The organism is Pseudomonas sp. S2_C11, assembly GCF_054668395.1.
Genome location: NZ_CP162765.1, coordinates 1,824,448 through 1,838,060 on the forward strand (window position 1 = coordinate 1,824,448; position 13,613 = coordinate 1,838,060).

11 protein-coding genes and 2 pseudogenes are annotated in these 13,613 nt (G+C 60.3%); 7 read left to right on the forward strand and 6 right to left on the reverse strand.

Features of this window, described 5'->3' with window-relative positions:
• The first annotated feature begins 8 nt into the window (after window positions 1-8).
• The gene (locus AB4N48_RS08440; RefSeq protein ID WP_457262810.1) at window positions 9-1,220 is read left to right on the forward strand and encodes a cytochrome c biogenesis protein DipZ; all 1,212 of its coding nucleotides are present in this window, start codon (window positions 9-11) and stop codon (window positions 1,218-1,220) included.
• Window positions 1,221-1,237: 17 nt separating this feature from the next.
• Here AB4N48_RS08440 and AB4N48_RS08445 read toward each other — a convergent pair whose 3' ends face one another.
• The gene (locus tag AB4N48_RS08445) at window positions 1,238-1,699 is read right to left on the reverse strand and encodes a GNAT family N-acetyltransferase (protein ID WP_457262811.1); all 462 of its coding nucleotides are present in this window, start codon (window positions 1,697-1,699) and stop codon (window positions 1,238-1,240) included.
• A 230-nt stretch (window positions 1,700-1,929) separates the two neighbouring features.
• On the opposite strand from AB4N48_RS08445, the gene AB4N48_RS08450 reads away from it, so the two are divergent.
• Window positions 1,930-2,742 carry a class I SAM-dependent methyltransferase gene (locus tag AB4N48_RS08450; RefSeq protein ID WP_460095153.1) on the forward strand — a complete coding sequence of 271 codons (813 nt, stop codon included), beginning with the start codon at window positions 1,930-1,932 and terminating at the stop codon, window positions 2,740-2,742.
• Between the two features lie 133 nt (window positions 2,743-2,875).
• On the opposite strand, the gene pcsA is transcribed toward AB4N48_RS08450, so the two are convergent.
• The gene (gene pcsA / locus AB4N48_RS08455) at window positions 2,876-3,598 is read right to left on the reverse strand and encodes a phosphatidylcholine synthase (RefSeq protein WP_016775154.1); all 723 of its coding nucleotides are present in this window, start codon (window positions 3,596-3,598) and stop codon (window positions 2,876-2,878) included.
• 260 nt (window positions 3,599-3,858) lie between these two features.
• Here pcsA and AB4N48_RS08460 point away from each other — a divergent pair, with 260 nt between their 5' ends.
• Both AB4N48_RS08460 and ligD read left to right on the forward strand, forming a co-directional pair.
• Complete coding sequence (locus AB4N48_RS08460) at window positions 3,859-4,596, forward strand: tellurite resistance TerB family protein (RefSeq protein WP_252876508.1); 738 nt, start codon at window positions 3,859-3,861, stop codon at window positions 4,594-4,596.
• Window positions 4,597-4,728: 132 nt separating this feature from the next.
• Window positions 4,729-7,362, forward strand: coding sequence for a DNA ligase D (ligD, locus tag AB4N48_RS08465; RefSeq protein ID WP_460095154.1), 2,634 nt, complete (start codon window positions 4,729-4,731; stop codon window positions 7,360-7,362).
• Here ligD and AB4N48_RS08470 read toward each other — a convergent pair whose 3' ends face one another.
• The 3 genes from AB4N48_RS08470 to sodC form a co-directional block, all read right to left on the reverse strand.
• A complete protein-coding gene (locus AB4N48_RS08470) occupies window positions 7,363-7,764 on the reverse strand; it encodes a hypothetical protein (protein ID WP_310216630.1) in 402 nt (133 codons plus the stop codon).
• A gap of 80 nt (window positions 7,765-7,844) precedes the next feature.
• Window positions 7,845-8,159: a DUF2388 domain-containing protein gene (locus AB4N48_RS08475; RefSeq protein WP_016775151.1), complete on the reverse strand. Its 315-nt coding sequence runs from the start codon at window positions 8,157-8,159 to the stop codon at window positions 7,845-7,847.
• 125 nt (window positions 8,160-8,284) lie between these two features.
• Window positions 8,285-8,806: a superoxide dismutase family protein gene (gene sodC / locus AB4N48_RS08480; RefSeq protein ID WP_042609346.1), complete on the reverse strand. Its 522-nt coding sequence runs from the start codon at window positions 8,804-8,806 to the stop codon at window positions 8,285-8,287.
• A 303-nt stretch (window positions 8,807-9,109) separates the two neighbouring features.
• Here sodC and AB4N48_RS08485 point away from each other — a divergent pair.
• Together AB4N48_RS08485 and AB4N48_RS08490 are read left to right on the forward strand one after the other, a co-directional pair.
• Window positions 9,110-9,757, forward strand: a pseudogene (locus AB4N48_RS08485) (methyl-accepting chemotaxis protein); the annotation flags it as partial.
• A 312-nt stretch (window positions 9,758-10,069) separates the two neighbouring features.
• Window positions 10,070-10,663, forward strand: a pseudogene (locus AB4N48_RS08490) (methyl-accepting chemotaxis protein); the annotation flags it as partial.
• A 167-nt stretch (window positions 10,664-10,830) separates the two neighbouring features.
• Here AB4N48_RS08490 and AB4N48_RS08495 read toward each other — a convergent pair.
• Complete coding sequence (locus AB4N48_RS08495; RefSeq protein ID WP_071172808.1) at window positions 10,831-11,262, reverse strand: nuclear transport factor 2 family protein; 432 nt, start codon at window positions 11,260-11,262, stop codon at window positions 10,831-10,833.
• A 529-nt stretch (window positions 11,263-11,791) separates the two neighbouring features.
• On the opposite strand from AB4N48_RS08495, the gene mqo reads away from it, so the two are divergent.
• Window positions 11,792-13,438, forward strand: a complete 1,647-nt coding sequence (mqo, locus tag AB4N48_RS08500; protein WP_460095155.1) for a malate dehydrogenase (quinone) — start codon at window positions 11,792-11,794, stop codon at window positions 13,436-13,438.
• Window positions 13,439-13,613: the final 175 nt, after the last annotated feature.

Consider the following 13,613-nt stretch of genomic DNA (forward strand, 5'->3'; position numbering starts at 1 on the left):
ACCCCGTTATGTACCTCATCGCATTTCTCGGCGGTCTGCTGACCGTCCTCAGTCCGTGCATCCTGCCGGTGGTGCCGTTTCTGTTCGCTGGCGCCAACCGTACCCGTTCCTCGATCTTGCTGACCCTCGCCGGCATGGCGCTGACCTTTGCGCTGATCTCAAGCCTCGCGGTGGTCAGCAGCGAGTGGGTGATTCAGGCCAGCAACACCGGCCGCCACGTTGCCTTGTTGGTCATGGCGCTGTTCGCCCTGTCGCTGATCTCGGCCCGCGTCGGTGACTGGCTGACCAGGCCCTTCGTCGCCCTGGGCAATCGTCTCGATCAGGACACCCGTAAAAGAGCCGGACCGATGGGTTCGATCATGCTCGGCGTCGCCACCGGCCTGTTGTGGGCGCCCTGTGCCGGGCCGATCCTTGGGGTGATTCTGACCGGCGCAATGTTGCAAGGCGCCAATGCCCAGACCAGCCTGTTGCTGCTGGCTTACGGCGTCGGCAGTGCCTTGTCGCTGGGCACGTTGATCTTCGCCGGGCGCGGTCTGGTCAATCGGCTGAAACCGTCGATCCCGTTCAGCGGCTGGTTGCGCCGTGGTGCCGGGGTTGCGGTGCTTGCTACAGTCGCGGTGATTTCCACGGGCGCCGATAAGACTTTGCTTGCCAACACCTCTTCCGAAGGCGTGGCCAGCTTCGAGAAAAACGTCCTGGAAAACGTGCCGAAAGTGGTCGACTACTTCGTCAGCAAGGTCCGCGCCGATTCGATGATGGACCAGGCCCGGGGCTCAATGCCGTCGCTGTCGGGCGCTGTGCAATGGCTCAATTCACCAGAGCTCAGTGCCGAATCCCTGCGCGGCAAAGTGGTGCTGGTGGACTTCTGGACCTACGACTGCATCAACTGCCAGCACACCCTGCCGTACGTCAAAGACTGGGCGAAGAAATACGAGAAGGACGGCCTGGTGGTGATCGGCGTGCACACACCCGAGTATGGCTACGAGCGCATCATCAACAACGTCAAGGATCAGGTGAAAAAACTCGGCATCACCTACCCGGTCGCCATCGACAACGACTACGCGATCTGGCGCAACTTCGACAATCAATACTGGCCGGCGCATTACCTGATCGACGCCAAGGGCCAGATGCGTTACAGCCACTTCGGTGAAGGTCGCTATGCCGAGCAGGAGCAGATGATCAAGCAGTTGCTGGAAGAGGCGAAAGCTCCGGCAGCCTGATCAAAAAAACCAATGGCTCACAGGTCGCGGACCATGAGCCATTGTTGTTTTTCCCACGCCTGAAAACCCTCCAATAGCTGCCAGCCGCGTTTACCGTAGTAGTCGTGTTTGTCTTGCGTGTGCAAGTACAAGCGCGACACCCCACGCTGCTTTGCTGCCTCGCAAATCCCTTCAATCAGCTGCTCCGCCAAGCCTCGCCCGCGCGCCTCGGGGTCAACGAATACGCAGGCGAGCCATGGGCCGAGATCGGCGCGATCAGCCAAGTCGTTGCGGGCCAGTGCGGCACCACCCAGCAGGTGTTCACCGTCCATGGCAATCAGGCACGACCATTCGCCATTGCTTTGGCCCTCGGCAAATTCGCGCTGCCATTGAGCCAGGGGCTGGTCGGCGTATTCGTAGTGGAATTGTTGGTGAATCCACGCCGCGTAGCGATCGCTGTGTTGCATGTGCGCGGCGAGCCAGTCGAGGTGCAGTGACATCGGTCGAGTCCTTTGCGTGGGCGAGCCCGCATCAGAAACCAATCTCGCAACGCTGACAATGCGCAAGGTGTATCAGGCGCTTGACAGATTTGCGCCGCTCATCGGCAAAGTGCCGGGTTTACGGGGCTGGCGGACGATTGGCAGGGACGCCGGGCAGCCTCGGCGCGATAGTGACCAAGCACAGTCTGCGCCGCCGACTGTGCATTCTCTCTGCCACGGAGCTCGCTGTCATGAGTACCCCGATTGATCTCACTGCCCTGAAGGAACGTCAGAAAGTCGCTTGGGCCAGTGGCGACTACGCCGTGATCGGCACCACCTTGCAAATCGTTGGGGAAAACCTCGCCGAGGCTTGCGATCTGCGCTGTGATGAACAGGTGTTGGATGTCGCTGCCGGCAACGGCAATGCAACCCTGGCAGCGGCGCGGCGCGGTTGTGTGGTGACCTCGACCGATTACGTCGCGGCACTGCTGGAGCGTGGTCAGGATCGCGCACGGGCCGAACATCTGGAGGTGATTTTTCAGGTGGCCGATGCCGAGGCTTTGCCTTTTCCCGATGAAAGCTACGACGCCGTGTTGTCGACGTTCGGCGTGATGTTCGCGCCTGACCAGGTCAGCGCCGCTAATGAGCTGGGGCGGGTCTGTCGTCGGGGCGGGCGGATCGGTATGGCGAACTGGACGCCGGAGGGCTTCGTCGGGCAGATGTTCAAGATTCTCGGCCAGCATCTGCCGCCGCCAGCAGTGGCCCAGCCACCGTCGAACTGGGGCTCGGATGCGTGGCTGCACAAGCATTTCGATGACCGCGATTTTGTCGTACGCGTGACCCGCAGCCACTTCAATTTCCGCTACCGCTCGGCGGCGCATTTCATTGACATCTTTCGCCACTGGTACGGGCCGGTGCACAAGGCTTTTGCGGTGTTGTCGGCGGAGGCAGGACAGGCGCTGGAGGATGATCTGACGGATTTGCTCAACCGGTCGAATCGCGCCGGGGAGGCGTCCCTGGTGGTGCCGAGTGAGTATCTGGAGGTGGTGATTACCAAGCGCTAGTCCACATCGGATTTCCTGGTCGATGAAGATCTCTGTGGGAGCGAGCCTGCTCGCGAAAGCGGTGTGCCAGCCAACCTTTATGTTGATGGAACCACCGCATTCGCGAGCAGGCTCGCTCCCACAGGGGATGTGCTTATTTCAAATGGCTGCGATCAAACCACTCCAGCGCCGTGCGCCAGATGCAGATCCCCAGAAAATAAGCCGACATCAGCAACCACAAGCCCATTACCAGCGGATTGATCACCGGGTGATTGAGCACCAGCGACAGACTGCACAACAGCCAGATCGCCGTCACCGCGATATTGATTGGCATGAAACGCCGCACGCGAAACGGGTGCAGGAACTTCATCCGCGTCACCGTCAGCAATGCCAGACCGATCACGGTGAGAAAGGTGATCCACGGCCCCGGGCCGATGATGTACAGGCACAGCGCAACCACGTTCCAGGCCGCCGGGAAGCCGACAAAATAGTTGTCCTTGCTCTTCATGTTGACGTTGCAGAAACAGAACAGCGACGACACCAGAATCACCGACACCGTCAGCAACAGGGTGTAATCGGGCAGGGGAATGTAGCGGTAGATAAACAGTGCCGGGATGAATACATAAGTCAGGTAATCGATGACCAGATCAAGGATCGAACCGTCGAAACTCGGCAGCACCGATTGCACATTGACCTTGCGCGCCAGTGCGCCATCGAGGCCGTCGACGATCAGCGCCACGCCCAGCCACATCAGGCAATGAATCGGCTGGTTTTCCAGCAGGGCGAGGGTGGCGAGGAAGGCGGTGACCACGCCAGTCGCGGTAAAACCATGGGCGCCCCATGCTTTGAGCCTGGCGATGTGTACGGTGGATATCACGGGGGCGTTCTCCAGAAAGTGAAGCAAGCCGGGTATCGCCCATCGTCAGAAAGGGCGTCGGCAAACCGGGTCGGGTTGCAGCTATCGACCGGTTTGGCCGGGATAAGGTTCACCACCCATGAATCTTAGCTGGCTCGCGGAAAATTTCTCGGGTGCGATTTCATCGGTGAGCCGGCGTCAGCCCAACGGTGCTGGCGCTATGGCTGCGTCGGTCTATCGTTGCCTGACGCGATCGGGCCGTGGCCTCGGAGGATAACGTCATGAACACCAGCGATTTGCTTGAACAACTGCTGCGAGGCCAGGCCTCGGCGGGACAACAACGCGGAGCTTCGGCCGGTGACGGCCTGGGCGGTTTACTTGGTGGACTGTTGGGCGGCGGCAGTCAGTCCGGAGCGGGTGGCGCGGCTGCTTCGGGTGGCCTCGGCGGCCTGGGTGGTTTGCTCGGTGGCTTGCTCGGCGGCGGTGGCTTGGGAAGCGCCCTCGGTGGCGGTAGCAGAAGCCGTACCGGCGGGACCAGTTACGCGGCGCTCGCATCGCTGGGCATGATGGCTTACCAAGCGTACCAAGCCTGGCAACGCAGCCAGGCCAGTAACGCGCCGCAGGAGCTGCCACAAACCGCCGACCTGCTCGCCGGCCCGCAAATCGAAACCCACAGCCACGCGGTACTGCGCGCCCTTATCGCCGCCGCCAAGGCTGACGGCCGCATCGACGACGCAGAAAAGCATCTCATCAGCAGCGAAATCGGCAAACACACCGCCGACCCGCAGTTGCAGCAATGGCTCGACGCCGAAGTCGCCAAGCCGCTGGATGCCCGCGAAGTGGCGCAATCCGCTAACGGCGATCCGGCCGTAGCCGCCGAAATGTACCTGGCCAGCGTCATGCTGGTAGACGATCAACAGGACGCCGAACGCAGCTATCTCGATGAGCTGGCCGCCGCCTTGAACATCGATCCCGACTTGCAGGTGCATCTGGAACAGCAGGCGAAAGGGCAAGCCTGACCCGCTGTAAAAATCCCTGACACTGCCAGCCCCGGCCGCTCCATCCGTCCGGGGCTTTTTTACCTCGATTGAATTTTTCCGCCGCCGTGTCGCTCTTCTGCATAACAGAACCCGTCTGCCATCGGTGTGCTCATGAACAGGAACCTCGACGATTACAACCGCATGCGTGATTTTTCCGCGACGTCGGAACCGGCCGCAGTCAAGCGCTCGGGCCGTAAGTCGGCCAAGGATCATGCCTTGCAGTTCTGCATCCAGAAGCACGACGCTTCGCACCTGCATTACGACTTTCGCCTGGAACTCGACGGCGCCCTGAAGAGTTGGGCGGTGCCGAAGGGGCCGTCGCTGGACCCGTCGGTCAAGCGTCTGGCGATTCATGTCGAGGATCATCCGCTCGATTACGCGACGTTCGAAGGCAGCATTCCCGAGGGGCATTACGGTGCCGGTGATGTGATCGTCTGGGATCGCGGCGTGTGGATTCCGCTGGAAGATCCGCACAAGGCCTATGCCAAGGGCCGGCTCAAGTTTGAGTTGCAAGGCGAGAAGCTCGGCGGCGTGTGGAATCTGGTGCGCACGCACATGCCGGGCAAGAAGGAACAATGGTTCCTGATCAAGCATCAGGACAACGCCGCGCGCCCGCAGGATGATTTCGACGTGCTGGTCGCCGAGCCCGACAGCGTGCTCAGCGAGCGCACGATTGTCGGTAAACCGGCGGCTGCCGCCGATAAGGCCAAACCGGTAAAGAAGGCCCCGGCCAAACCGCGCAAGCAGGCGTCCGGGCAGCTTACCGGCGCACGCAAGGCCAAGCTCCCAGCGCTGATCAAGCCGGAACTGGCGACGCTGGTCGACAGCGCGCCCGAAGGGCAGTGGAGCTACGAGATCAAGTTCGACGGCTACCGGATCATGGCGCGGATCGATCACGATGAGGTGCAGCTGTTCACCCGCAACGGCCATGACTGGACGCACAAACTGCCGCAGCAGGCCAAAGCGCTGGCGGCGCTGGGTCTGGAATCGGCCTGGCTCGATGGCGAAATGGTCGTGGCCAACGAGCAAGGGGTGCCGGATTTTCAAGCGCTGCAGAATGCCTTCGATGCCGGGCGCAGCGGCAATATTGTTTATTACCTGTTCGACGTGCCGTATCTCAATGGCGTCGACCTGCGCGACGTGCCGGTCGAAGAACGCCGCGCCGCGTTGAGCACCATCCTCGGCGCGCAGAAAGAATCGTCAACGCTGCGCTTCTCCGAAGCCTTCGAAGAAACCCCGGACGCGCTGCTCAACAGTGCCTGCCAAATGCAGATGGAAGGCCTGATCGGCAAGCGGCTCGGCTCGCCTTATGTATCGCGGCGCAGCGGTGACTGGATCAAGCTCAAGTGCAAGCATCGCCAGGAATTCGTCATCGTCGGCTACACCGATCCGAAAGGTGCGCGCAGTGCTTTCGGCGCGTTGCTGCTCGGCCTGCACGACGCTGACAGTGGCGAGTTGCGCTACGCCGGCAAGGTCGGCACCGGGTTCAACGAAACCACATTGAAAAGCATCCTCGCCCAACTCAAGCCGTTGCAGACCAAAACCTCCGCAGTGGTCAATCCGCCCAGCGGTTTCGAGGCCAAAGGCGTGCACTGGCTCAAACCCAAACTGCTGGCCGAAGTGGCATTCGCCGAGATGACCAAGGACGGCTCGGTGCGCCACGCCGTGTTCCATGGTTTGCGCGATGACAAACCGGCCAAGGACATTACCGAAGAGCGAGCGAAGCCTGTGAAAGCTGCCAAGCCCGAAAAAACCGAAAAAACCGAAAAGACCGAAAAGACCAAAACCGCCGAAAAGCAGCCGGCAAAGAAAACCGCCGCCAGCAAAAAAGCCGAAACCGCGCCTTCGCAAGCAGGTCTGGCCGGCGGCAAGGTACGCATCACTCACCCCGATCGAGTGATCGATGCGGTCAGCGGCACAACCAAGATGCAACTGGCGCAGTATTACGCCAGCGTTGCCGAACACATCCTGCCGCAACTCAAGGATCGTCCCGTGGCCTTAGTGCGTGCACCGGACGGCATCGCCGGCGAACTGTTCTTCCAGAAGAACGCCGATCGCCTGGCCATTCCCGGCATCACCGCCCTGGACAAGGACGTCACCGGCCAGCCAGTGATGATGATCAACAATCCCGAAGCGCTGGTCGGTGCGGTGCAGATGAGCACGGTGGAGCTGCACACCTGGAACGCCACAACCGTGGATCTGGACAAGCCCGATCGCTTCGTCCTCGACCTCGACCCGGATCCTGCGTTGCCATGGAAAAGCATGGTTGAAGCCACCGCGCTGACCCTCACTGTGCTCGATGAGCTGGGCCTCAAAGCCTTCCTGAAAACCAGCGGCGGCAAAGGCATTCACCTGGTGGTGCCGTTGACGCGCAAGCATGGCTGGGACGAAGTGAAGGACTTCAGCCACGCCATCGTCAGCCACATGGCCAAGTTGCTACCGGACCGGATTTCAGCGGTGTCCGGGCCGAAAAACCGCGTCGGGCGGATCTTCATCGATTACCTGCGCAACGGCCTCGGTGCCACCACCATTTGCGCCTACGCCGCACGTGCGCGGGAAGGCATGCCGGTGTCGGTGCCGCTGTACCGAGAGGAAGTCGCTGAAATCAAGGGCGGTAATCACTGGAACATCTACAACGTTCACGAGCGTCTGACCGAAGTCGGCGATGAGCCTTGGGCGGAAATGAAGAAAACCCGTCAGACCATCACCGCCGAGATGCGCAAACGCGTCGGCATGAAAAAGTGATCAGGTGTCGCGCAGCAAGTCGTGGGCGTTGAGCAGTTCGAAGGCGATTTGCGGGTGGTTTTCCAGGCCCTTGCGAATCGCCGCCGGGATTGCCGCGCGAGTCTTGCGACACAGGCCTGGCAGCTCGTCGATCTGAATGGCAATGCCGCGCATGGTGCGCACTTCATTGAAACCGGGGGCGACGTCGACACGGATGCCGAGTTGCTCGTACATGCGCTGTTGCAGGCGTTTGAGGTCGTTGAGGTCTTTGAGTTGTTCCAGGCGCGCCAGAAGAATTTTTTCTTCAGCGCGAGTCAAGCGCAGGATGCGCAGGTCGGCGCCGGGCGTTTCCAGCAACGGATCGCGCCCGCAGATGCAGGCGCCGGGAGGGCAGGGTGAGCGCAAGGGCACGGTCGTCGTCATGGCCTCCATCATAGAGGCCGTCGGACATGTTTGCCTATGTGCACTCAGCGGCCGTCCATCGGCCGCTGCTTCCCTCGTGACTACTGCTGCACGCCTTCGTATTGCACCAGAATGGCGTTGGCCAGGTCTTCATCACTGGCGTTCAAGCCAGGGTTGGCCTGGCGCACCTGTTGCAGTACCGACTCAAGATAAACCCCACGAATGGCCCCGCCGCTGGCAACGAACGCAGACACGTCGTCACGGGCCGGAATGACCATTTTGTCGTCCTTGAAGGTCGAGTACAGCGACGCGGAGACACCTGCCGAGGTGGCGACGTCACCCGCGTCAACGCGGGCCAGCGCCGAACCGACCGGCAGGCAAAGCATTAAAGAAGAAATCAGGACTAACTTGCGCATGACGTGTTCCTCCACAAGCGCTAAGCAAAAAGGGAAGGGACTACATAACGTCAGAGGTGAACGGCGCGCGGGAGTTCCGTGAGCGGTGAAAAGCCGTGAGTCAGAGTTTTCACCGCTCAGTCGGTTCAGATCACCCCACAGGCCATGCGATCGCCGCCACCGCCCAGTGGCTTGGGCATGTCGGAATGGTTATCGCCGCCGGCGTGAATCATCAGGGCGTGGCCCTTGATCTCGGAAATCTTCTTCAGGCGCGGTGCCAGCACCGGATAGTTGGCGACCCCGTCAGCCGTCACATACACCGCTGGCAGATCACCCAGATGCCCGTCGGCGTAAGGGCCGAGATGCTTGCCGGTTTTCGCCGGATCGAAGTGTCCGCCAGCGGCCAGTGCCGCGCCTTTCACGCCATCCTTCGTGCCCGCTTCGCAGCTGCCGTTTTCATGGACATGAAAACCGTGGATGCCGGCCGGCAATGATTTCAGCTCGGGTGTGAACAGCAGGCCGTACGGCGTTTCGCTGACAGTGACAGAGCCGATCGCCTGCGGCGCGCCGTCGGCGCTGACCAGATTGATTGCGACTTTCTCCGTTGCTGCCTGTGCGGTGCCGATTGCCAACGTGCCGAGCAGACCAAACCACAGTGCGCGTTTCATAAGCGTTTCCTTCAGCTGCATGAGTGTTCGAAGCGATGGATTCATAGCCTGTCGTTGTTAACCAGCGATGAAGGCGTTATCCATCGGCGCTGCAAGGTGTGACCGGGTTCACGCTTGAAAAGTTTTGCCGGATTCAAGTCGCCCCTGACATCAGCCGATACGCTCTGTGTCGGCAGTTCCCTGCACATAGGCTTAACTGAAATCCGACAAGCGCAATCCAGCGTGCCCACGGGAGATTCCACGGTGTCGATCAAACTGCGTTTGGTGTTGCTGATTGCGACCAGCCTGCTGACGGCGCTGATCGTGAGCCTGGTCAGTTACGTCGGCAATCTGCGGATGGCCACGGCGGTCGGCGATAACACGGTAAGCATGAGCGCGCTGCGCAATCACATGGAAGCGGACATGATGCACGACGCCCTGCGCGCCGATGTCTATTCGGCGATGCTGGTCGGCCTGGGCAAGAGCACCGCCACCGCCACAGAAGTGCGCGATTCGCTGGCCGAGCACGCCGGGCATTTTCGTGAAGTGCTGGATGACAACCTGAAACTGCCGATCAACCCGCAGCTGCGCACGGCGCTGGAGCAGATCAAGCCGAGCCTCGACACCTACATCAAATCCGCCGAGCAGATCGTCGGCGTGGCGCTGGACAAGCCGGATGCCGCCCAGCAGCAGCTCGGCACGTTCAATGCCGCGTTCAGCCAGCTCGAAGAGCAAATGGCGACGCTCAGCGAATTGATTGAAAGCAACACTCGGCAAACCAGCGAAGGCACCGAAGCGGCCATTAGCAATGCCAATCTGGCCCTTGGTGTGGTGCTGATCGCCAGTCTGTTGCTGCTGCTGATTCAGGGGCGCTGGGTGATCCTGAGTATCATGGGGCCGCTCAAATCCGCCAGCCGCATCGCTGAAAGCATTGCCCATGGCAATCTCAGCGAACCGATTGTCGAACCCGCCGGCAAGGACGAAGCCAGCGTGCTGATCCGCACATTGGCGACCATGCAGCGTGATCTGCGCAACATGATTGACGTGGTCCGGCGCAACGCTCACGGCGTCAGTGGCATGAGCGAGCAGCTCAGTCAGGGCTGCCATCAGGTCGCCGACAGCAGCCAGCAGCAAAGCGTTGCCGCCGGGACCATGGCGGCCGCCGCCAGCCAGATGACCGCCAGCATCGAGGAAATCACCCGCCACGCCGAACGTGCGCTGAGCATGGCCAATCAGGCGGAAACTCTAGCGAAGGAGGGCGGCGGGGTGATTCATCAAGTGGTCAGCGACATGGACGACATCGCCCGCTCGGCACAGCAGTCGGCGCAGGTGATCCGCACGCTGGATCAGGAATCCGAGGCGATCTTCAACATCATTCAGGTGATCAAGAGCATCGCCGACCAGACCAACCTGCTGGCGCTCAACGCGGCGATCGAGGCAGCGCGGGCAGGTGAGCAGGGCCGTGGTTTTGCCGTGGTCGCCGATGAAGTGCGCAGTCTGGCCGCACGCACCAGCGCCTCGACCCAGGAAATCGCCGCCATGGTCGCGCGCATCCAGAACAGCACGCGCGAGGCGGTCAGCAGCATGGAGGCGGGCGTGGCGCAGGTCGACAAGGGCATGGCAGTGACGGCGGAAGTCGAGCGGGCGATTCGCGAGATCCTCGACGCCACGCTGAACACCACGCAACTGGTCAACGACATCACCCGCACGATTGGCGAACAGAGTATGGCCAGCAACGAAATCGCCCATCAGGTGGAAATGATTGCGGGGATGAGCGAGGGCAATAGCCGGGTGATCGGGCAGACGGCGACGACTACCGATGAATTATCGAATCTGGCGGGACAGTTGGCGCAGTCGGTGGATCGGTTTCGGTTGTGATAGCGGTAGGACTGGTGTCTATCACGGCCTTATCGCTGGCAAGCCAGCTCCCACAGGGTCTGATGTTGTGAATGCAACGGTGTGTACACCATCATCCACTGTGGGAGCGGGCTTGCCCGCGATGAGGCCAGCTCGGGCAACACTGAATCAGGCCAATGTTCCCTTAATCAAAACCTGAACGCCTGTCGTCCCACCAACAACCATTTCCCACCCTGTTTCTGCCAGATCTGGAAATTTTCGATCTCGGTCGGAATCACCTCAGTCCCCTTCAACGCCTGCGCGGAGAAGTGGTGGCGCACCAATGCGGTATCGCCGGACATCGTGATGGTCTGCTTCTGCATCTCCAGGGTCTTGAATGCGCTGCGGCCGGTTTCGATGTCGGCGATGAATTCCTGCTTGTCCTGAATCTTGCCGCTGGAGTGGCCGTAGGTCAGGTTCGGCGCGGTCAGAGCGTTCAACTCGGCGATGTCTTTATGCAGCATCGCCTGAGTCAGGTGATCAACTGCTTGGGCGACTTCTCTTTCCGCCGGGGCAGGGGCGGCCATGGCGCAGGCGCTGAAGGCGCAGAAGAAACCGATGAGTAGGCGGGATTTGGTCATGTTGTTTCCTTGTTGTTATTGGGTTGGGATGACTGGCTTTGTTCGTCAGTCATCATACAACTTAGCAGGTTATTTTCTGCATGAACAACGAGCCGTTGGCGCTGATTTATCAAGTTGCGATGCGTATCGCGCAAAAAACTTTGCAGGCCAATGCCTAATCGCAGTCATGTTTGGTTGCCGATGGCCGATAAGTCTCTGAGCGGAAAAAGACTTTCAAGTCGGGAACAGACGCGCGGGTTCGCCCTGACGTGATATTCTCCGCGCCAAATTTGCTTTGACTTAATTCGGTTGGCTGGCCTTTCGGGCGGGCCGACGGGATCCCTGTCGCTCAAGCAGCTGAAGCCAATAACGATAAGAAGTCAGTTCAGAAGGGACATTAACTGAGGTCGATGCCACATGTCGGCCTTGTGTGCCCACCCGTCAATATTGAAGTGTGCCGGATTGCGCGACGCCAGCCTGAGCGTCAGCAAAGCGCAACGCAGACTGATAACAACGACGGGCGGAAGGCGTTTTATCATAGGTGCAACAGATGTTTAAGAAAGTGAACACAGCCTTGCTCGGTCTGGCTTTGGCGATGGGGATGTCGTCTGCCAATGCTGCCGAAGCCAAGAAAGTTGACGTCCTGCTGATCGGCGGCGGCATCATGAGCACCACCCTGGGTGTGTGGATCAATGAGCTGGAACCGACCTGGTCGATGGAAATGGTCGAGCGCCTCGATGGCGTCGCCCTGGAAAGCTCCAACGGCTGGAACAACGCCGGTACCGGTCACTCGGCTCTTGCCGAGCTGAACTACACCCCGGAAGACGACAAGGGCAACGTAACGATCCCGAAAGCTGTCGAGATCAACGAAGCGTTCCAGGTTTCCCGTCAGTTCTGGGCGTGGCAGGTTCAGCAGGGCGTGCTGAAGAACCCTCGTTCGTTCATCAACACCACTCCGCACATGAGCTTCGTGTGGGGCGATGACAACATCAAGTTCCTGAAAAAGCGCTACGAAGCGCTGCAGGCGAGCCCGCTGTTCGCTGGCATGCAGTACTCCGAAGACCCGGCTGTGATCAAGAAGTGGGTACCGCTGATGATGGAAGGGCGTGACCCGAACCAGAAAATCGCGGCCACCTGGAGCCCGCTGGGTACGGACATGAACTTCGGCGAAATCACCCGCCAGTTCGCCGCTCACCTGCAAACCAAACCCAACTTCGATCTGAAACTGTCGAGCGAAGTTGAAGACATCACCAAGAACGCCGATGGCACCTGGCGTGTGAGCTACAAAAACCTCAAAGACGGTACCAAGACCGAAACCGACGCCAAGTTCGTGTTCATCGGCGCTGGCGGCGGTGCTCTGCACCTGCTGCAGAAGTCGGGCATTCCTGAAGCCAAGGAATACGCAGGCTTCCCGGTTGGCGGCTCGTTCCAGGTGACCGAGAACCCGACGATTGCCGAGCAGCACCTGGCCAAGGCCTACGGTAAAGCTTCGGTTGGCGCGCCACCGATGTCCGTTCCGCACCTGGACACCCGTGTTCTGGACGGCAAGCGCGTCATTCTGTTTGGCCCGTTCGCGACCTTCAGCACCAAGTTCCTCAAGGAAGGTTCGTACTTCGACCTGCTGACCAGCACCACCACCCACAACATCTGGCCAATGACCAAGGTCGGCATCAAGGAATACCCGCTGGTCGAGTACCTTGCCGGGCAGTTGATGCTGTCGGATGAAGACCGCCTGAACGCGCTGAAGGAATACTTCCCGAACGCCAAGGCCGAAGACTGGCGCCTGTGGCAAGCCGGCCAGCGCGTGCAGATCATCAAGCGTGATGAAGCCGCTGGCGGCGTGCTGAAACTGGGCACCGAGATCGTTGCTTCGCAAGACGGCTCGATCGCCGGCCTGCTGGGCGCATCGCCAGGCGCGTCGACTGCTGCACCGATCATGCTGAGCGTGCTGCAGAAAGTCTTCAAAGACAAAGTCGCAACCCCTGAGTGGCAGACCAAGCTGCACCAGATCGTGCCGAGCTACGGCACCCAGCTGAACAGCGATCCGGCCAAAGTGGCTGCTGAGTGGGCTTACACCGCGAAAATCCTCGAACTGCCGACGCCTCCAGCGATCGGTCAGGTAGCTGCTCCGGCGGCACCTGCGGCTGACAAAGCCGTAGCGCCGAAGGAAAACGCTGCACGTGACATGGCTCTGTAAGCAGAACCCTGACACACAAAACCCACTGAACCGGCGACGGTCAGTGGGTTTTTTTATACGCCGGACCTGTAGGAGCTGACGAGTGCAACGAGGCTGCGATCTTTTGATCTTGATCTTCAAACGTCAAAGTCAAAAGATCGCAGCCTCGTTGCACTCGTCAGCTCCTACATCGGTA

Excerpts from the sequence above, each read along its gene's own strand:
- AB4N48_RS08440 (WP_457262810.1), top strand. The coding sequence starts at position 9 with ATGTACCTCATCGCATTTCTCGGCGGTCTGCTGACCGTCCTCAGTCCG.
- AB4N48_RS08445 (WP_457262811.1), bottom strand. The coding sequence starts at position 1,699 with ATGTCACTGCACCTCGACTGGCTCGCCGCGCACATGCAACACAGCGAT.
- AB4N48_RS08450 (WP_460095153.1), top strand. The coding sequence starts at position 1,930 with ATGAGTACCCCGATTGATCTCACTGCCCTGAAGGAACGTCAGAAAGTC.
- AB4N48_RS08460 (WP_252876508.1), top strand. The coding sequence starts at position 3,859 with ATGAACACCAGCGATTTGCTTGAACAACTGCTGCGAGGCCAGGCCTCG.
- ligD (WP_460095154.1), top strand. The coding sequence starts at position 4,729 with ATGAACAGGAACCTCGACGATTACAACCGCATGCGTGATTTTTCCGCG.
- AB4N48_RS08470 (WP_310216630.1), bottom strand. The coding sequence starts at position 7,764 with ATGACGACGACCGTGCCCTTGCGCTCACCCTGCCCTCCCGGCGCCTGC.
- AB4N48_RS08475 (WP_016775151.1), bottom strand. The coding sequence starts at position 8,159 with ATGCGCAAGTTAGTCCTGATTTCTTCTTTAATGCTTTGCCTGCCGGTC.
- sodC (WP_042609346.1), bottom strand. The coding sequence starts at position 8,806 with ATGAAACGCGCACTGTGGTTTGGTCTGCTCGGCACGTTGGCAATCGGC.
- AB4N48_RS08495 (WP_071172808.1), bottom strand. The coding sequence starts at position 11,262 with ATGACCAAATCCCGCCTACTCATCGGTTTCTTCTGCGCCTTCAGCGCC.
- mqo (WP_460095155.1), top strand. The coding sequence starts at position 11,792 with ATGTTTAAGAAAGTGAACACAGCCTTGCTCGGTCTGGCTTTGGCGATG.